Annotated in this window: 20 protein-coding genes; 19 read left to right on the top strand and 1 reads right to left on the bottom strand. The window is 71.6% G+C overall.

What is annotated here, in order from left to right; all coding sequences use genetic code 11:
- Window positions 1–9: 9 nt before the first annotated feature.
- From ACWDR3_RS16265 to ACWDR3_RS16210, 12 genes are all read left to right on the top strand, one after another.
- Window positions 10–1791 (top strand): acetyl-CoA carboxylase carboxyltransferase subunit alpha, encoded by a 1782-nt coding sequence (locus ACWDR3_RS16265; protein WP_450353131.1) that lies wholly within the window; start codon window positions 10–12, stop codon window positions 1789–1791.
- Window positions 1781–2287 (top strand): acetyl-CoA carboxylase biotin carboxyl carrier protein, encoded by a 507-nt coding sequence (gene accB, locus ACWDR3_RS16260; protein ID WP_450353130.1) that lies wholly within the window; start codon window positions 1781–1783, stop codon window positions 2285–2287. The genes ACWDR3_RS16265 and accB overlap by 11 nt, the downstream gene beginning before the upstream one ends.
- An 11-nt stretch (window positions 2288–2298) precedes the next feature.
- Window positions 2299–3660, top strand: coding sequence for an acetyl-CoA carboxylase biotin carboxylase subunit (gene accC, locus ACWDR3_RS16255; protein ID WP_450353129.1), 1362 nt, complete (start codon window positions 2299–2301; stop codon window positions 3658–3660).
- Window positions 3661–3765: 105 nt separating this feature from the next.
- Window positions 3766–4266, top strand: coding sequence for a cobalamin B12-binding domain-containing protein (locus ACWDR3_RS16250; protein ID WP_450353128.1), 501 nt, complete (start codon window positions 3766–3768; stop codon window positions 4264–4266).
- Window positions 4266–5543, top strand: a complete 1278-nt coding sequence (locus tag ACWDR3_RS16245) for a methylaspartate mutase (protein WP_450353127.1) — start codon at window positions 4266–4268, stop codon at window positions 5541–5543. The genes ACWDR3_RS16250 and ACWDR3_RS16245 overlap by 1 nt, the downstream gene beginning before the upstream one ends.
- A complete protein-coding gene (locus tag ACWDR3_RS16240) occupies window positions 5540–6526 on the top strand; it encodes an amino acid ABC transporter substrate-binding protein (protein ID WP_450353126.1) in 987 nt (328 codons plus the stop codon). Before ACWDR3_RS16245 ends, ACWDR3_RS16240 begins: the two co-directional genes overlap by 4 nt.
- Before the next feature lie 33 nt (window positions 6527–6559).
- The gene (locus ACWDR3_RS16235) at window positions 6560–7516 is read left to right on the top strand and encodes a DMT family transporter (protein ID WP_450353125.1); all 957 of its coding nucleotides are present in this window, start codon (window positions 6560–6562) and stop codon (window positions 7514–7516) included.
- A complete protein-coding gene (locus ACWDR3_RS16230) occupies window positions 7513–8559 on the top strand; it encodes an aspartate-semialdehyde dehydrogenase (protein ID WP_450353124.1) in 1047 nt (348 codons plus the stop codon). The genes ACWDR3_RS16235 and ACWDR3_RS16230 overlap by 4 nt, the downstream gene beginning before the upstream one ends.
- Window positions 8556–9662 carry an amino acid kinase family protein gene (locus ACWDR3_RS16225; RefSeq protein ID WP_450353123.1) on the top strand — a complete coding sequence of 369 codons (1107 nt, stop codon included), beginning with the start codon at window positions 8556–8558 and terminating at the stop codon, window positions 9660–9662. Before ACWDR3_RS16230 ends, ACWDR3_RS16225 begins: the two co-directional genes overlap by 4 nt.
- Window positions 9663–9666: 4 nt before the next feature.
- The gene (locus ACWDR3_RS16220; RefSeq protein WP_450353122.1) at window positions 9667–10656 is read left to right on the top strand and encodes a TauD/TfdA family dioxygenase; all 990 of its coding nucleotides are present in this window, start codon (window positions 9667–9669) and stop codon (window positions 10654–10656) included.
- A 131-nt stretch (window positions 10657–10787) separates the two neighbouring features.
- Window positions 10788–11828: a LuxR C-terminal-related transcriptional regulator gene (locus ACWDR3_RS16215; RefSeq protein WP_450353121.1), complete on the top strand. Its 1041-nt coding sequence runs from the start codon at window positions 10788–10790 to the stop codon at window positions 11826–11828.
- Window positions 11829–11988: 160 nt separating this feature from the next.
- Window positions 11989–12885 (top strand): LysR family transcriptional regulator, encoded by an 897-nt coding sequence (locus ACWDR3_RS16210; RefSeq protein ID WP_124002647.1) that lies wholly within the window; start codon window positions 11989–11991, stop codon window positions 12883–12885.
- Between the two features lie 47 nt (window positions 12886–12932).
- Here the strand turns inward: ACWDR3_RS16210 and ACWDR3_RS16205 are convergent, their stop codons facing one another.
- Entirely contained in the window at window positions 12933–13808 is an 876-nt protein-coding gene (locus ACWDR3_RS16205) for an LLM class F420-dependent oxidoreductase (RefSeq protein WP_450353120.1), read from the bottom strand.
- A gap of 406 nt (window positions 13809–14214) precedes the next feature.
- Here ACWDR3_RS16205 and ACWDR3_RS16200 point away from each other — a divergent pair, with 406 nt between their 5' ends.
- From ACWDR3_RS16200 to ACWDR3_RS16170, 7 genes are all read left to right on the top strand, one after another.
- A complete protein-coding gene (locus tag ACWDR3_RS16200) occupies window positions 14215–14715 on the top strand; it encodes a nuclear transport factor 2 family protein (protein WP_450353119.1) in 501 nt (166 codons plus the stop codon).
- Window positions 14712–15158, top strand: coding sequence for a nuclear transport factor 2 family protein (locus ACWDR3_RS16195; RefSeq protein ID WP_450353118.1), 447 nt, complete (start codon window positions 14712–14714; stop codon window positions 15156–15158). Before ACWDR3_RS16200 ends, ACWDR3_RS16195 begins: the two co-directional genes overlap by 4 nt.
- Window positions 15155–16189: an ankyrin repeat domain-containing protein gene (locus tag ACWDR3_RS16190; protein ID WP_450353117.1), complete on the top strand. Its 1035-nt coding sequence runs from the start codon at window positions 15155–15157 to the stop codon at window positions 16187–16189. The genes ACWDR3_RS16195 and ACWDR3_RS16190 overlap by 4 nt, the downstream gene beginning before the upstream one ends.
- 22 nt (window positions 16190–16211) lie before the next feature.
- The gene (locus ACWDR3_RS16185; RefSeq protein WP_124002651.1) at window positions 16212–16520 is read left to right on the top strand and encodes a muconolactone Delta-isomerase family protein; all 309 of its coding nucleotides are present in this window, start codon (window positions 16212–16214) and stop codon (window positions 16518–16520) included.
- Between the two features lie 25 nt (window positions 16521–16545).
- Window positions 16546–17238 carry an EthD domain-containing protein gene (locus tag ACWDR3_RS16180; protein ID WP_450353116.1) on the top strand — a complete coding sequence of 231 codons (693 nt, stop codon included), beginning with the start codon at window positions 16546–16548 and terminating at the stop codon, window positions 17236–17238.
- Window positions 17239–17328: 90 nt separating this feature from the next.
- Window positions 17329–18279: an NADP-dependent oxidoreductase gene (locus ACWDR3_RS16175; RefSeq protein ID WP_450353115.1), complete on the top strand. Its 951-nt coding sequence runs from the start codon at window positions 17329–17331 to the stop codon at window positions 18277–18279.
- Between the two features lie 100 nt (window positions 18280–18379).
- Complete coding sequence (locus tag ACWDR3_RS16170) at window positions 18380–18892, top strand: cupin domain-containing protein (RefSeq protein WP_450353114.1); 513 nt, start codon at window positions 18380–18382, stop codon at window positions 18890–18892.
- Window positions 18893–18905 lie beyond the last annotated feature (13 nt).

Here is an 18905-nt window from a genome sequence, read left to right as displayed (position 1 = left end):
GGAGCCCCCGTGTCGACCCCACAGATGCCGCAGATTCCGCAGACTCCACAGGGCACGCAGATGCCACCGGTGCCGCAGAGTCCACAGGTCCCCTCGCCCGTCCGGGCCGCGCAGCAGGACGTGCAGTGGCGCAGGTGCGCCTCCTGCGGTTCGTTCATCTACGGCAAGCGCCTGGACCGCAACCTCAAGGTCTGCCCCGAGTGCGGCTTCCACTTCCGCATTCCGCCGGACGTCCGCATCGGCCAACTCGCCGACCCGGGCAGCTTCGAGGCGTTCCCCGACACCTACGCGCCACGCGACCTGCTCGGCTTCCGCGACAGCAAGCCCTACCCGGACCGGCTGCGCGACGCCCAGGCCCGCACCGGCCGGCAGGACGCGATCCTCACCGGCCGGATGACCGTGCGCGGCCGCCCGGTGGTCGTGGCCGTCCTCGACTTCACGTTCATGGGCGGCAGCATGGGCGCGGTGGTCGGTGAGGCCGTCGCCGCGGCGGCCCGGCACGCGCTGGACCGGCGGCTGCCGCTGATGCTGATCGCCGCCTCCGGCGGGGCCCGCATGCAGGAGGGCGCGCTGTCACTCATGCAGATGGCCAAGACCGCCCAGTGGGTCGCCGCGCTGCGCGAGGCCCGGCTGCCCGTCATCAACCTCAACACCGACCCGACCTTCGGCGGTGTCAGCGCCTCCTTCGCGATGCTCGGCGACGTGATCCTCGCCGAACCCGGCGCGCTCATCGGCTTCGCCGGACCCCAGGTCATCCGCAACACCATCCGCCAGGAGCTGCCGGCCGGTTTCCAGAGCGCGGAGTTCCTGCTGGACCACGGGATGATCGACGCGGTCGTCCCGCGCGAGAACCAGCGCGAGCAACTGGCCCGACTGCTGGCCCTGTTGGGCCCGTCGCTGCCCGAACTCCCGGACGCCACGGGCCCCGAGGCGATCCGCACCACACCGGTGCCGTCCACGCGCACCACCCGCGAGACCGTGGCGCTGGCCCGTGACATCGGGCGACCCACCACCCTGGAGTACTTCGGATACGTCTTCGACGACTTCGTCTCGCTGCACGGCGACCGTGCCTTCGGTGACGACCACGCGCTGGTCGGCGGGATCGCCCGGTTCGGCGGGCAGAGCCTGGTCGTCCTCGGGCACCAAAAGGGCCACGACACGGCCGAGTTGGTGCGCAGCAACTTCGGCATGCCCAATCCCGAGGGCTACCGCAAGGCGCTGCGGCTGATGCGGTTCGCCGACCGGTTCGGGCTGCCGGTGATCAACTTCATCGACACCCCGGGCGCGTTCCCCGGCATCGAGGCCGAGGAGCGCGGCCAGAGCGTCGCCATCGCCGACTGCATCCTCGAACTGTCCCGGCTGCGCGTGCCGGTGGTCTCCGTGGTCACCGGCGAGGGCGGCAGCGGCGGCGCCCTCGCCCTCGGCGTAGCCGACACCGTGCTGATCCTGGAGAACGCCTACTACTCGGTGATCAGCCCCGAAGGCTGCTCCACGATCCTCTTCGGCACCGCCGAACACGCGGACCGCGCCGCCGACGCGCTGCGCCTGACCGCCTCCGAACTGCTCCGCCTCGGCGTGGTCGACGGCGTCGTGCCCGAACCGCCCGACGGCGCCCACACCGCCCCGCACACCACCGCCCTGACGGTGAAGAACGCCCTGGCGCACGCCCTCGCCCCGCTGCTCGACCTCGACGGCGAACAACTCGTCGCAGCCCGACGGAGGCGGTACGACCGCTTCGGGGATCCGCAACTGCAGCCCGTAGTGGACTGGGAGACGCACGATGAGCACTGAGCTGAACAGCACGGCCGAGGACACCGCCGACCTGACGGTGGAGCAGCTGCGGGCCCAGACCCGCCTGCTCGCCGGTGAACTCCCCGGCACCCTGCGGCGGATCACGCTGCGGGCCGGATCCCTGAGCGTGGACGTGGAGTGGGACAACGCCCCGGCGGCGCCCGTCGCCGCGGTCGCCCCCGCCGCACCGGCCGCGTCGGCGGCCCCGCCAGCGCAGGCCCCCGCCGCGGAGACGCAGCAGCCTCCCGCCGGAGTGGTCCAGGTCGTCGCCCCTCTCGTCGGCACCTACTACCAGGCCCCCTCCCCGGGCGCCGACCCCTTCGTCCAGGTCGGCGACACCGTCGAGGCCGGACAGCAACTCGCCGTCATCGAGGCCATGAAGCTGCTCAACTCCATCACCGCCGAGGTCCGGGGTGTCGTGCACGCCATCCACGTGCGGGACGGCGAGGTCGTCGAGTACGACCAGCCCCTGATCGACCTCGTCCCGGCCGGCTGAGGCGGACCGTCATGTTCGAGAAGGTGCTCATCGCCAACCGCGGCGAGATCGCGCTGCGGATCATCCGGACCTGCCGCGACATCGGCGTCCGTACGGTCGCCGTGTACTCCACCCCGGACGCCGACGCGCGGTTCGTGAAGGCCGCCGACGAGTCCGTGCACATCGGGCCCGGCGCGCCCAGCCGCAGCTACCTCAACATCCCCAACATCATCGGCGCCGCACTCAGGACCGGCGCCGACGCCGTCCACCCCGGCTACGGATTCCTCTCCGAGGACCCCTACTTCGCCGAGATCTGCGCCGACGCCGGCGTCACCTTCATCGGCCCGCCGCCGGACGTCATGGAGAACGTCGGCGACAAGGCCACGGCCCGCCGGCTGATGACCGAGGCCGGGCTGCCACTGCTGCCCGGCACCACCGAACCCGTCGACTCCGCCGACAGCGCCGAGCAGATCGCCCGCGAGATCGGCTACCCGGTGATCATCAAGGCGGCGGCGGGCGGTGGCGGACGCGGCATCACCGTCGTCCACCGTCCGGACGACCTGCGGGACGCCTACGCCCGCACCAGGGCCGGCGCCCAGGCCGTGTTCAAGAACAGCGCCGTCTACATCGAGCGCTACCTCACCCGCACCCGGCACATCGAGATCCAGGTGCTGTGCGACGACTTCGGCGGCGCGATCCACCTGGGCGAACGCGACTGCTCGGTGCAGCGCCGGCACCAGAAGCTGGTGGAGGAGTCGCCGGGCCCGGACATCTCGCCCGAGCTGCGCGAGCGGCTCGGCGCCGCCGCGGTCGCCGGGGCCAGGGCCGTCGGCTACCGGGGCGCCGGCACCGTGGAGTTCCTGCTGGAGACCGACCCGGCCGCCGCCGACACCTTCTGGTTCATGGAGATGAACGCCCGGATCCAGGTGGAACATCCGGTCACCGAACTCGTCACCGGCGTCGACATCGTGAGCGAGCAGTTACGGGTGGCCTCCGGCGCCCCGCTCTCCGTCAAGCAGGAGGACGTGGTGGTGCGCGGCCACGCCATCGAGTGCCGCATCAACGCCGAGGACCCGGACCGCGACTTCGCACCCACCCCCGGCCTGCTGGAGAACTACCGCGTGCCCGGCGGCCCCTGGGTCCGCGTCGACACCGACTACGTGCCCGGCTCCCGGGTGAGCCCCTACTACGACTCGATGATCGGCAAGCTCATCGTCTGGGGCCCCGACCGGGCCACCGCCCTGGACCGCGCCCAGCGCGCACTCGCCGAGTTCGATGTGAAGGGTCCCGGAGTGCACACGACCATTCCGCTGCACCAACAGATACTGAGTCATCCGGAATTCAACCGAACAGGTGTGACCACGGATTTCCTGGAGCGGAATTTCTCCCTTTAAAAGGGCCCCCGCGGCGACCCGCATAGAAAATGGTGATCGCCCCCTTCTGGAATTCCGTTCGGAATGGGCTGTACGTATCCCCTGGTGATTCGAAGAGTGAAGGGTATGTCTGAATACCCGATTACGACCCCGATGCCGGAACGCTCCCTGCGCGTCGTGGTCTCCAGCGTCTCGTCCGACGCGCACATGTGGAACCTGGTCTACCTCCAGCTGCTCCTCGAAGAGGCGGGGCACGAGGTCACCAATCTCGGTGTGTGCCCTCCGGACGCGACCGTGATGGACGCCTGCCGCGGTGCCGACCGGCCCGACCTCGTCGTCCTCAGCACCGTGAACGGGCACGGCCACCTCGACGGACTCCGGCTCATCCGGGCCATCCGGCGAGACCCCGAACTCGCCCTGCTGCCCGTCGTGATCGGCGGCAAGCTCGGGGTGCGCGGGGGCGACGACGGCTTCGGCGAGCGCCTGCTGGACGCCGGATTCAACGCGGTGTTCAACGAGTCCGAGGCCCCGGTCGCCCGGATGCTCGCCGACTTCGGCGCCTTCCTGCGGACGCTGGCCGGGCACCTCGCGCCCAGGGAGCCCGCGGCCCTGGCCGAGGCACGCTGATGCCACGGTTCGCCGACTTCGTGCGCACCGCGGCGGGGGCGGGCGTGCTCGTCGTCCAGCCCCGGATGGGCTTCGGCCCGCTCGACCGCATGCGGGCCGGACTCACCGCCGTACGCGACTGCCGGGCCTCCACCGTCGGCACCGTGACCCTCGACAGCTACACCCGGGTCGGGGACTTCGACTCCGCGCGCCGCGCCCTGCGCGACGGCGCCGAGCTCAACGGCTTCCCGCTCGCGGCCCACGGGGCGGGCGCCGTACGGGAGTTGCTGGACGAGGTGAGCTCCCGCAACTTCCCGGTCCAGGTCCGCCACGGCTCACCGCTGCCGCTGAGCCTCTTCCGCATCATGGTCGACGCCGGCGTCGACGCCACCGAGGGCGGCCCGGTCTCCTACTGCCTGCCCTACGGCCGGGTCCCGCTGCCGGAGGCCACCGACAACTGGGCCCGCTGCTGCGAACTCGCCGCCGCCGCGCCCGACCCCATGCACCTGGAGACCTTCGGCGGCTGCATGCTCGGCCAACTCTGCCCGCCCTCCCTGCTGGTGGCGCTCAGCGTCCTGGAGGGGATGTTCTTCCGCGAGCACGGACTGCCCTCGGTCTCCCTCAGCTACGCCCAACAGGTCCACCTCGGCCAGGACTTGGAGGCCCTCGCGGCCCTGCGCTCGCTGGCCGCCGAGTACCTCGGCGACATCGACTGGCACGTCACGCTCTACACGTACATGGGCGTCTTCCCGCGCACCCCCGTCGGCTCCTTCCGGCTCCTGGAGGACAGCGTGCGGCTCGCCGTGCACAGCCGTACCGAGCGGCTCATCGTCAAGACGCCCGCCGAGGCGCGGCGCATCCCCGCGGTCGAGGAGAACGTCGAGGCACTGGAGTTCGCCGCGGCCGTCGCCGCCAAGGAGGCCGCCGACTGTGTGCGGGCCCACTGCCCGCCGGCCGCCGAGACGGGCCTCCTGGAGGAGACCCGGACGCTGCTCGCGGCCACCCTCGAACTGGGCGGTACCGTCGGCGAAGCCCTGGTCGCCGCCTTCGCGCGGGGCGTCCTGGACGTGCCCTACTGTCTGCACCGCGACAACGCGGGCGAGTCCAGGGCCGTCATCGACGAGCGCGGCATGCTGGCCTGGTCCCGCGCCGGCGGCATGCCGGTCCGGGTGCCGCGCACCGACGCCATGGCCGCGGCCCCTCTCACGGCGGCCCGCCTGACCCGGATGCTGTCCCACAACGAACGCCGTTACGACCGCGAGGACATCGCGGGCTCCCTGCTGCGGAGCGCGGCGTGAACGGCCCGACGACGCCGATGACACCGGCGGGCGGGATCGTGCCGCCCGGCATCGCGTTCGTCGACACCCTCGCCGAGGTCCGCGCCCGCGGCGCCGTGCGCGCGCTGGTCTCGCGCGGCCAGCCGGGGCTGTCCCTGTGCACCGCCGAGGGGCGCTGGACCGGCCTGGACGCCGACGTGGCCAGGGCGGTCGCCGCCGCCGTGCTCGACGACGCCGAGGCCGTCGACTGGTGCCCCGCCGACTCCGGCGCGCGGCTGACCCGGCTCGCCGCCGGAGAGGCCGACGTGACGGTGTGCAACGTCAGTTGGACCATGGGCCGCGAGGCCGCGCACGGGCTGCTGTTCGCCGGGGTCACCTGCTACGACGGCGAGGGCTTCCTCGTACCCGTCCACTCCGGCGTCGAGGACCCCGCCGATCTCGCCGGACAGCGGCTTGCCGTGCACGCCGGCTCCACCACACCCGACAACCTCGCCGACTGGTACCGGCCGCGCGGCCTCACGGTCACCCCGGTCGTCTTCGGCGACCCGCAGGAGGCCCTGCACGCGTACGCGGCCGGCGACTGCGCCGCGTACGTCCTCGACAAGGTCGCCCTGGCCGGCGCCCGCCGCACCCTGCCCGACCCCGAGGCGCACCGCATCCTGCCCGCGGAGATCTCCCGCGAACCCATGGCCGCCGTCGTGCGCGACGACGACCCCCGCTGGTTCCGCGTCTGCCGCTGGGTCCTGCAACTCCTGTTCGCCGCCGAGTACGAGACCCACCGCGACGGCTTCCCCGGCCGCGCCGCCGTCGCCCGCCAGGCCGGCCGGCACGGCCCCGCCGCCGGACTCGACGAGGACTGGGCGGCCCGGGTCCTGGACGCCGTCGGCAGCTACGCCGAGCTGTACGAGCGCAACCTCGGCCACTCCTCGGGGCTGGACGTGCCCCGCGGTCCCAACGAGCTGTGGACCAGAGGCGGTCTGCACTACGCCGTGCCCCTGCACTGACCCCCACACGCGACCGGAGACGAGGTACCGACCGTGACCACTCCCACCAACCGACAGCAGACCAGAGGGGCGTTGGAGTTAACCGCCGCGATGGTCCTGTCGGGCACCTTGGGCGTCTTCGTCCTGGAGTCGGGCCAGCCGAGCTTCAACGTGGTCTTCTTCCGCTGCGTCTTCGGCGCCCTCGCCCTCGGCGCGTACTGTCTGGCCCGCGGTCTGTTCAAGACGCACAACTTCACCCGCCGCACCTTCGCGCTCGCGGTGCTCGGCGGTGTGTGCATCGTCTTCAACTGGGTGCTGCTGTTCAGCTCCTACAGCAAGACGTCCATCTCGGTGGCCACCGTCGTCTACCACACCCAGCCGTTCTACGTCGTGCTGCTCGGCCTGATCCTGTTCAAGGAGCGCCTCGACCGCCACCAGGCCGGCTGGATCCTGCTCGCCTTCGCCGGTGTGGTGCTGGTCGCCGACCTCGGCTCGGCCACCGGCGCCAACGGAGGAACGTATCTCCTGGGTGTCGGCCAGGCGCTGCTCGCCGCGCTGCTGTACGCCTTCGCGACCGTCATCGCCAAGCACCTGACGTCGATCCGCCCCGAGATCACCGCCTTCACCCAGGCGTCCGTCGGCATCCCGCTGCTGCTGCCCTTCACCGCGCTCAGCCGGACCGCCGGACTCGGCGCCGACTGGGCCTGGCTGGTCGGGCTCGGCGTGATCCACACCTGTCTGCTCTACATCCTGCTGTACGCCTCGTACCAGAAGCTGCCCACCGCGAGGATCGCGGTGCTGTCCTTCGTCTACCCGGCCGTGGCGATCCTCGTCGACTTCACGGTCTACGGGCACCACATCTCGCTGCTCCAGGCCCTGGGCATCCCGCTGATCGTCCTGGCGGGCCTCGGCGTGAACCTCGGCTGGCACCTGCTGCCGGCCTTCGGGCGCCGCCCCTCCCGGGACGACTCCTCGCCTGCCGCGCTCACCCGGATCGGAGAACCCCGATGACTTACGTCAGCGACCCCGCGGCCCCGCGGATCGCGATCGCCGGCGCCACCGGCGCCGTAGGCAACACCCTGATCGAGCTGATCGGTTCGCGCGGACTGCGCCACCGCGGCGTCCGGCTCGCCGCCTCCGCCCGCTCGGCAGGACGCACCGTCGAGGTCGACGGCCGCTCCCAAGTGGTCGAGGACCTCGACGGGTTCGACTTCTCGGACGTGGACCTGGCGTTCTTCTCCGCGGGCACCTCCGTCAGTGAGAAGTGGGCCCGGCCCGCCGCCGCGCAGGGCGCCCTGGTCATCGACAACACCAACGCCTTCCGCATGGACCCGGACACCCCGCTGGTGGTGCCCCAGGTCAACGCCGACGTCCTGCTCGCGGGCCGCCCGGCGAGCGGGATCATCGCCAACCCGAACTGCTCGACCATCCCGCTGGTGCGGCTGCTCCAGACCGTCGAACAGCGCTGGGGCATCCGCCAGGTCGTCGTCAGTACGTATCAGGCGGCCTCCGGACAGGGCCAGCACGGCATCGCGGAACTGCGCGAGGGCAGCGCCCTCGCGCTCAGCGACCCCGACGCCGAACTCCCCGCCGACCGCTTCAAGCCGGCGCTCGCCTTCAACGTCGTGCCGTTCATCGACAAGCTGCTGGACACCGGGTTCACCATGGAGGAGCAGAAGATGCTCCAGGAGTCCCGCAAGATCCTCGGCCTGCCGCACCTCGACGTCACCACCACCTGCGTCCGCGTGCCCGTGGTCAACTCCCACTCCGAGGCGGTCTGGGTCGAGGCCACCGAGCCCCTCGACCGCGCCGAACTCGTCGCGCGCCTCGCCGAGTTGCCCGAGGTCACCGTCCACGACAAGGACGCCCTGGGCGGCTTCCCGACTCCGCGCAGCGCGGGCGAGCCCGACCACGTGCACGTCGGCCGCATCCGCGTCGCCCCGCACAATCCGCGCGGCTTCTGGCTCTGGCTGGTCGCCGACAACGTGCGGATCGGGGCCGCCCTCAACGCCGTCCAGATCGCCGAGTACGTCCTCGACCGGGGGTTGCTGTGAGCGACACCGCCATTCTCAAGTTCGGCGGCTCCACCTTCCGTTCGCACTCCTCCTACGACGACCTCGCGGCCGGCCTGGAACGCCGGCTGGACACCGAGGGACGCCGGCTGGCCGTCGTGGTCAGCGCCATGTCGGGGGAGACCGAGCAACTGCGCGGCCGGCTGCACGACGTCAACCTCCATCCCGAGGACGCCACTTCGGCCGGCATGCTCGCCACCGCCGACCTGATCAGCGCCCATCTGCTGGCCACCGCCCTGCACCGCAGGGGCCGCAGCGCCACCGTGCTGGCCGGCCACCAGGTCGGGCTGACCACCAACTCCGCGTTCCTGTGGGCCCGGGTGATCGAGACCGACCCCGGACCGCTGAGCCGCTCCCTCCAGGAGTACGAGGTCGTGGTCGTGCCCGGCGGACAGGCCGTGGACGCGCAACGGCGGCCCACCTGGCTGGGCAAGAACAGCTCCGACCTGTCCGCGATCGCCGTCGCGCGCGCAGCAGGCGGCGGCTCCTGCGAGATCCACTCCGACGTCGACGGCATCTACACCTCCGACCCGCACCTGGTGCGCGGGGCCCGGATGCTGCCGCACGTCTCCTTCAACATGGCGGCGCTGATGTCCCTGTACGGCGCCAAGGTGCTGCACCGGCGCGCGGTCCAACTCGCCCTGCGGCACAACATCGAGATCGTCTGCCGCTACAACCGCGCCCCCTTCACCCAGGGCACGACGATCAGCCGGGAGGGCAACCAGCTCACCGCCATCGTCTTCAACCAGCGCTCGGTGGTGCTCGGTTACGACTCCGACGACGCCGCCGACATCGCGCACGGCCTCTTCCACGCGGCCGGCATCGACACCGTGCGGCTCACCGAGAAACCGTGGGTCGCGGTGGTCGGCGGGTTCGTCGACCTGGAGGAGGTGCAACGCCGCCAGAACCTCAAACCCGGTACGTACGTGGGGGTTCCGGTGGCCGAGATCCGCGGCTCCAAGGTCGTCACGCACATCGCCGGGGACGGCGAGGACGCCCTGCACCTGGCCCAGCGACTGCACGACACCATCGACCTGCCGAGCGCGGGCCCCGCGGCCCCGCAGCCGCAACTCGCCGGAGTGTGACGCCTTGACCTTCGCCGACCTCGCGCTGACCGATCCCGTCCGCGACGCCCTCGGCGCCCGGCTGCGCCCGCTGCCCGACCCGGCGGCGGACGTCGACCGCGCACTGACCCGCTACCACCAGGCCTTCGCGGACCTGCCCACGCCCCTGCTGCAACAGATCATCGACTTCGGCCGGCACAACGACGCGCCCGGTCTGATGCTGGTCCGCAATCTGCCCAGAGACGCGGAGCTGCCGCCGACCCCGGTCGACGGCGGACCCGCGCAGGACCGCACCAGCTTCGTCGCCGAGGGGGTGCTGCTCGGCCTCACCGGACTGCTCGGCGAACCGATCGGCGTCCTGACCGAGAAGGACGGCCGGATCGTCCACGACGTCGTCCCCGTCCCGCAGGGAGCGCACGCACAGACCAACCAGGGCTCCGCGGTCTTCCTCAACTTCCACAGCGACATCACCTACGACGCCATCGGCCGCTACGACCTCGCCAACCCCGACTTCCTGGTGCTCAACTGCCTGCGCGGCGCACCCGACGGCGACGCCGTCACGTACTACGCGGACGCCCGGGCGATCTGCGCGGCGCTGCCCGACACCGTCGTCGACACCCTGCGCAGCCCGCTGTTCCGGCTGAACGCGCCCGGCAGTTACACCCGGGACGTCGCCGAGGGCGACGAGGTGCTCTCCGAACCGGTGCCGATCCTCAGCGGCGCGGCCCGCTTCCCGGAGATCGCCGTCTCCGCCAACGGCACGCGCCCGCTGACCCGCGGCGCGACGGCGGCCCTGGAGGCGCTGCGGCAGGCCTGCCGGGTGGCCGCCGACGAGGTCCGGCTCAGCCCGGGCCAGGCCCTGCTCATCAACAACCGCAAGGGCGTGCACGCCCGTTCCGTGTTCCAGGCGCGTTACGACGGCCGGGACCGCTGGCTGCAACGGACCTACATCCGGCGCAACCTGTGGAGCGTGCGCTACCGCGCGACCCCGGAGGACCGGCGCGTGCACTACTGAGCCCCCGAGATGACGTTGTCGAATGCGCGGACGGCTGCCAGGACTTCGGGGCGGTCCAGGTGTCCTAGGGTGGAAAAGGCACACCCACGCGCCCGCCGCGATCGGGCGAAGTGACGGGGAAGGGTGACGAGTTGTCCGACGGCATTCCTCTTCTGGGCGACCTCGCGGTCCGGGCGTACGAAATCGCCCTGGACCACGGGCGGTTCGTGGACGAGGAGATCGCCGCCGAACTCGGCGCGGAGCCCGGCGCGGTCACCCGGATCCGCAAGGCGCTGCAGGAACTGCGGCTGCTGAGCCCGGAGTTGCCCGGCCGCCCCGTCGTCCCGCTGGACCCCGAGGTCGCGGAGGCCGAACTCGTCACCCCGCTGGAGGTCGCGGTCGCCCGGCGCCGCCGGGAGATCGCCCGGATCCAGCAGGAGCTGCGCTCACTGGCCGCGACCTACCGCACCCGCCGCGACGGCAGTGCCGACGAGGTGCCCATCATCGTCCTCGACGACTTCGAGGAGGTGCGCCGGGAGATCGACCGCGCCCGGTACGGCTGCGCCGAGGAGCGCATGAGCCTGCAGTCCGGCGGCGGTCGGCCCCCCGAACTCCTGGAGGCCGACCGGGAGCACACCCTCGAACTGCTGCGCCGCGGTGTGCGGGTACGCATCCTGTACCAGCACACCGCCCGCACCAGCCTCGCCACCCGCACCTACGTGCAGGAGATCACCCGCCGCGGCGCCGAGGTCCGCACCGTCGAGGACCTCTCCGAGCGGCTCATCGTCTACGACCGCAAGGTCGCCTTCATCCCCAAGGAGCGGCCCGACAGCCGCCCCCCGGGCGCCGCCGTCGTCACCGAACCCACCCTGGTCGGCTATCTCTGCCGGTCCTTCGAGGCCGTGTGGCAGATCGGCCGCCCCTGGGAGGCCGACGGCCGGCCCGACGAGTACCACCAACTCGCGGAGGAGGTACGGATGTCCATCATCCGCCTCATGGCACTGGGCCTGAAGGACGAGGTGATCGCCCGCCGGCTCGGCATGGCGACCCGCACCTGCCGCCGCCACATCTCCGCGATCATGGAGGAAATGGGCGCCGTGAGCCGTTTCCAGGCGGGGCTCATGATTGGCCGTCAAGGCCTCGTCTCCGACGCCGAATTCGACGCCGACCTCACCGGACTGGCCGCTAAATGACGCCGTTGGCCGCTAGGTGACAACCCGGGGACATGGCGTTCCCGGGCGGCCCGGTGTTCTCCTGGAAAGAGAAACGGCACCGGAGGACCGGCACCGTAGAACTGGGACCGGAACCGGCACGAGAAATCCATCCGGAGTCGACCCATAAAGGGAGTGGACCATGGATATCAGGCAGCTGGCGGCGTTCCACAAAGTGGCCACGCTGCTGAGCTTCTCGAAGGCGGCCACCGAGCTGAAGTACGCACAATCCAGCGTCACCAGCCAGATCAAAGGGCTGGAGATGTCGCTCGGAGTGGACCTCTTCGACCGCCTCGGCGGCCGCATACAACTGACCGAGGCGGGCCAGCGGCTCCTGCCCTACGCCGAGCAGATGCTCGCCCTGGCGGGCGAGGCGCGCGGCGCCACCGTCGGCACCGGCGACCCCGCCGGCGTCCTCACCGTCGGCTCGATGGAGTCCATCACCTCCTATCGCATGCCGCCCCTGCTGGAGTTCTTCCACCACCGCTATCCGGCCCTGCACATCGTGCTGCGGCCCAGCCTGTGCGCCGAGACCTGTCACGCGCTGCGCCAGGGCATGTTCGACATGGGCTTCCTGATGGAGGCCGAGACGAGCCATCCCGGCGTGCAGACCGAGGTCCTCGGCTCCGAACCCCTCAGCGTCGTCGCCGCCCCCGACCACCCGCTCACCCGGCTGCCCAAGGTCACCACGGAGGAGCTGCGCCGCACCCAGGTCATCTCCGCCGAGGCCGGCTGCGCCTACCGCGAGCTGTTCGAGGCCGAGTTGAACGACGGCACCGGAGAGGCGCTGCCCTTCCTGGAGTTCGGCACCAGCGAGTCCATCAAGCGCGGGGTGGCCGCGGGGCTCGGCATCAGCCTGCTGCCCACCGCCACCGTCCAGGACGCCCTGGACGCGGGCCTGCTCGTGAAACTCGACTGGGAGATCCCCTTCGAGGTGTTCACCCAGCTCGCCTGGCGCCGCGGCAAGAACCTCACCCGCGAGATGCGGGTCTTCGTCGACCAGACGATCCGGTTCCTCGCCGAGGAGTACGGGCGATAGGGGCACGGTCGGTGGGGAAGCGGCCGGCAGTGGCAACGCCGTACGGCTCATCTCCCCGCCACGGGGCCCAGATCGCGCAGGGTGCTGTGCAGCATCCGGATGTGGTCGTCGGCGGTGGCCAGGCCCAGGCCCATCGTGTTCAGGCACAGGTGGGTCGCCCCCAGGTCGCGCCAACCCGCCACGAAGTCCGGCCACTTGGGCTCCGGCACCTCCGAGAGGACCAGCCGGGCCTCGACGCCGAGCTCGGTCGGATCGCGCCCGGCGCCCAGCGCGTAGGACCGTACCCGGCCCACCATCGCGCGGGCCGTCTCGTCCGGCGGGCGCTCCGGCAGCCAGCCGTCGCCCAGTTCGCCGGCCCGGCGCAGCACCGGCTCCGCGCTGCCGCCGAACCACACCGGGATCGTGCCGCGCACCGGCCTGGGCCGGATGCCCGCGTCGTCCACCCGGTGCCAGCGGCCGTCGAAGCTGACCGTGGGCCGCGCCCACAACGCCCGCAGCAGCTCGACCTGTTCGGCGCAGCGGGCGCCCCGGTCGGCGAACGACATGCCCAGGGCGTCGTACTCCACCCGGTTCCAGCCGATGCCGACGCCCAGGCGCAGCCGGCCGTCGCTGAGCACGTCCACCTCGGCGGCCTGCTTGGCCACCAGGGCGGTCTGCCGCTGCGGCAGCACCAGGACGCCGGTGGCGAGTTCGAGGGTGCGGGTGGCCGCGGCGAGGAAGCCGAACAGCACGAAGACCTCGTGGAAGAGGTCCTCGCTGCTGAAGCCGTACCAGCCGGGCCGGGTGCCGGTGCCGGCGCCCAGCACGTGGTCGAAGGCGACCACATGCCGGAAGCCGAGGTCCTCCACGGCCTGGGCCCAGTCCCGGACGGCTCCCGGATCCGGGCCGATCTCCAGGTGCGGGAAGACCACACCGACACGCATGCATTTGCGGTTGTCCATCACCGGGGCGTCACCCGTTTCCGGCCAGACCCCAACCGTCGTCCTCTTTGGACGTCGTAGTCCCGCCCCGCCTGTCGGTCACGTTCACCATGGGAACCTCCTCGTCGGTCGTCGCGGTCGTCGTCGCCTCACCCTTCCCACCCGGAGCGGGCCCCGAGCGGCGCGGGCCGGGGTGATCGGGCATTCCGTCAGACGCGGGACGGCACTGCGTCAAGTAGTCGCCCGATCCCGCAACTGACGTAGTACCGGGGCAGAGCTTCCAGAGTCCGGCGGGCCCCGCCATCGGGCGGCGCCGCAGGTCACCGGCCTGGTTAGCGTCGATCGCGACGCGCCCGCCGGGCGTGGCCCACCGTCCGTACGACCATCCCGTGTCACCCCGGAGTCGCCCATGAGTTCCGCGGAAGACCGTCTCGACGTGATCGAGACCTGCACCAGGATGCTGTGGTCCGTCGACCTGCGGCAGTGGGAGGCGCTGCCCGCGCTGCTCGCCGAGAAGGTGGCGCTCGACTACACCAGCCTCTTCGGCGGCGAACCGGCCGTGCGCACCCGCGCGCAGATCATCGCCGACTGGACGGCGGGTCTCGGCCACCTGAGGGCCACCCAGCACATGATCGGCAACCAGGTCGCCGAGGTGAACGGGGACGCGGCGGTCGTGACCGCGCACTTCCAGGCGACCCATCTGCTGCCCAATCCGCAGGGCGGCGCGACCTGGACGCTCGGCGGCCGCTACCGCTTCGACCTGACCCGCACCCCGGCCGGCTGGCGCATCGCCGGTGTGGTGATGACGGCCCTGTGGGCGGACGGCAACCAGCAGATCATGACCCCGCCCGACGGGCCGCCCGACCCCGTTGACCAGCTCGACCAGCACGCCCAGAAGGAGACGCCATGAGCGAGCTCACCGAACAGACCCGGGACGTCGCCAAGCAGTGGTTCTCCGCTCTCACCGGCGGCGACTTCCCCACCGCGCTCGGCCTCCTCGCCGACGACGTGGAGTGGATCAACTACCGCGTGGTGCCCGGCTACAACGACGACATGAAGTGGATCGGCACCTTCCACACCCGCGACGACGTCGCCGCCAGCGTCGGTGTCTTCGCCGGCCAGTGCGACGTGACCTTCGAGGAGCTCCTCGACCTCGTGGTGGACGGCGACAAGGCCGCCGGGGTCATCCACGAGGTGTCGAAGGTCAAGGAGACCGGCCAGGACTTCGAGATCATCTTCACCCACTGGCTGACCGTCCGCGACGGCAAGATCGTCCGCTGGGAGTCGCACACCGACCCCTCGACGATCATCCGCGCCATCCGCGGCGACGCCCCCGAGAGCGGGGGCTCATGAGCGCCGAACTGATCGCCGCCGTACGCGATCGCCGTACCGACGACGTACGCCGGCTCATCGAGGCCGGCGCCGACCCCTCCACCCGCGACAGCGCTTCCGGACTCACCGTCCTGATGATCGCCGCGGGCCAGGCCGACCCCGCCACCACCGGCGTCCTGATCGACGCCGGCGCCGACGTGCACACCGCCGACACCCGGGCCGGGGCCACCGCCCTGCACAAGGCCTGCCAGGGCGGCGACCTCAAGGTGGCCCAACTCCTGGTCGAAGCAGGGGCGTTCGTGGACGCGGTCGCCCCGACGACCGGGCACACCGCGCTGATGGACGCCCTCTGGTACAAGTACCCCGACCTCGTCGAGTACCTGCTGGAGCAGGGCGCCGGGCTCAAGGTGCAGACGCACTACGGCTTCTCCCTGGAGCAGCACTTCGCGTACGAGCTGAACGTCAACACCTTCGGCAAGGACAAGCTGCTGCGCGCCGAGCAGCTGCTCAAGGAGCGCCAGGAGCACGACGCCTCGGCCGTCGAGGCACAGCCCCTGATGGCCGCCGTCGCCGCCGGCGACACCGAGGCGGTGCGTCAACTCCTCGCCGCCGGCGCCGAGGTGGACGCCCGCGCCCCGATGCTCAACGGCTTCAACGACGCCCACACCCCGCTGCTCGTCGCCTCCCGCGACGGCCACGACGAGATCGTCCGGCTGCTGCTGGCCGCGGGCGCCGACATCAACGCCGTCGAGCCCTGCTTCGGCGCCGTACCGCTGCACAAGGCCGTCTACAACGGCCACGCCGGCATCACCGCCGACCTGGTCGCCCACCCCGGCATCGACCTCGGCTTCCAGGGCGCCACCAACGGCTACAGCCCGCTGCACGACGCCCTGTGGCACGGCTACGCCGACTGCGTGAACGTGCTCCTGGACGCCGGCGCCCCCATCGACCTGGTCGGGCACGACGGCAAGACCCCCTTCGACCTGGCCGTCGAGGTCTTCGGCCGGGACGACGCCCTCACCGTGCGGATCGCGGCACTCGCCGCGGCCTGACCAACTCCCTTAAGGAACCGCCATGTTGTTCTACGTCCAGATGCGCTGGAAGCACGAGGGACGGATCACCCTGGACGAGCTGTGGGAGGTCGAGCGCGAAGAGGCCGAACACGCCCAGGAGACCCTCGACTCCGGGTTCGCCGTCGGCCTGTGGAAGGTCGCCGCCAAGAAGATGGTGATCGGGATCATCGACGCCCCGAACGCCGAGGAACTCGACCGGACCGCGCTCGGCCGGCTGCCGATGCGCGAGTACCTGGAGTTCGAGGAGGTCTGGCCGCTGCGCGACTACCTCGGCTTCGCCGAAGACGTCAAGAAGGCCTACAAGGTCTGACCCTCGCGCCCCTCAGGAGGCCGCCATGATCCACCAGTTGATCTTCGCGCACCCCAAACCCGGCATGACCGAGCAGGAGTTCCAGGACTACTGGGTCAACGTCCACGCCGTGCAGTACGCGAGCAAGATCCCGCAGATCAAGAGGTACCTCGTCGACACCCGCGTCCCCTTCGGCCCCGAGCCGGAGGACCCGCTGTGGAGCGGGATAGCGGAGATCTGGCTGGAGAACGACGAGGACCAGCTCGCCTCCCTCCAGACCCCCGAGTTCCTTGAGGGCGCCCGCCTCGACGAGCCCAAGTGGGCCGCGTTCTGGCGGACCGTCGTGCTGGACACCGACGCCCACGTGCTGCGCTCCGGCGAGCACCCGGCGCCGGAGGAGGGCGTCAAGCTCGTCCTCCTCGTCAAGCGCACCGAGGGCACCACGGTGGAGGAGTTCCGCACCGCCAGCCTCGGCGACCACGCCGAACTGGTGCTGCGGGTACCGGGGTTGCGCCGCTACCTCCAGTGCTTCGCCCGCGACGGCGCCTACGCGATCGGCGAGGCTCTCCTGGACGCCGCCTACCTGCTCTCCTTCGACAGCCCGGCCGCGCTGGAGGCGGCCGTCGCCTCGCCGGAGTGGGCCAAGGCGAGCGAGAACCTCACCACCTTCGTCCAGCCGCGCTATCTGCACCGGATGGCGGTCAAGGAGAACTGGATCATCGGCTCCGAATCCGACTGAACGACCCCGCTTCCCACGGTTCGACGGTCGGCGGCGGTTGAATCGCCGCCGACCGGCAGTGACACAGCACCACTTCGAAAGGCACGGACAGTGACCGATTCCCCCACCATGCACGCCGCCGTCATCGACGCCTACGGGCCGCCCGAGGTACTCCGCGTCGCGCGGGTGCCGCGGCCCGAGCCGGGCGACGGCGAGGTGCTCGTCCGGGTCCGTGCCGCGGGCGTCAACGCCATCGACTGGCTCAGCCGGGCCGGCCACGCCGTCCGCGTCCCGCGCTTCCCCGCCGTCCTCGGCTGGGACATCGCGGGCACCGTGGTCGAGGCCGGACCCGGGGTGCGCCGATTCGCCGTCGGCGACCGGGTGTTCGGCACGGCCGGCTTCCCACGCCTGGCCGGCGGCTACGCCGAGTACGTGGCCGCCGCGGCCGACGACCTGGCCCGAATCCCCGACGGCCTCGACGACCGCACCGCGGCCGGCGCGGCCATGCCCGCCCTGACCGCCTGGGAATCGGTCCACCTGCACGCCGACATCGCCACCGGACAACGCGTCCTGGTGCACGGCGGCGCCGGCGGGGTCGGCCACGTCGCCGTCCAACTGGCGGCGCTGGCGGGCGCCGAGGTCAGCGCCACCGCCTCCGCGCACAACCACGACTTCGTCACCTCACTCGGCGCCCGCCAGGTCGTCGACTACACCAAGGAGCGGGTCGAGGACCTGGTCAAGGACGTCGACGTGGTCGTCGACACACGCGGCGGCCCCGACTTCGAACAGCTCCTCACCACGCTGCGGCCCGGCGGCCTCATCGTCACCCTCAAGGGCGAACGCCCCGACCACGCCCCGCTCCTGCGCAAACACGGCGTCCGCGCCGCCTACACCTATGTCGCCCCCGACGGCACCGCCCTGGACCGGGTCGCCCCGCTGCTCGCCGAGGGGCGGCTGCGGATCGGCATCCAGCAGACGCTGCCCCTCGACGGCGCGGCCGAGGCGCACCGCATCGGCGAGACGGGCCACGTACGCGGCCGGATCGTCCTCGACGTCGGCTGACTCCCGCACCCGGGGCGCCCCGCGCGCCCCGGGCCCCGCGGGCGGTGCCGGCAGTTCCCCCAACCCCGAAGCGAGACCCGAAGCGAGATCGGAGATCGTGATGAGCACCGACACCGAGAGCGCGACCGCGCCCTCGACGCAGTACCCGCAGGGCAACGTCATCCACCACCCGGCGGGCTCCGGCCCGACCATCTGGTTCGGCGACGCCATCTACACCTTCAAGGCGACCGCCGAGAACACCAACGGCGTGCTGACCCTCGCCGAGGCCTCCGTGCCCCCCGGCAGCGGCCCGCCCCCGCACATCCACCCGCACGCCGACGAGGGCTTCATCATCCTCGGCGGCGAGATCGAGTTCCTCAACGGCACCACCACGTTCGTCGCCGAGGAGGGCTCCTTCGTCTACGTCCCGCGCGGCACCCGGCACCGGTTCCGCAACGTCGGCCTGCACGTGGCCCGGCTGATCTTCTTCTTCACCACCTCGGGCATGGAGGGCTTCTTCAACGAGCTCGGCGTCCCCGCGCGCAAGGGCGAGGCCCCGACCCCGTTCAGCGACGCGGACCGCAAGCGGATCGTCGAGGTCGCGCCCAAGTACAACCTCAAGCTCGCACCGTGACCGCGCTGGGAGG

This window comes from Streptomyces sp. NPDC001002, assembly GCF_053599215.1.
Note: the sequence above shows the minus strand (reverse complement) of the source record. Positions and strands in the feature narration are given on the sequence as shown.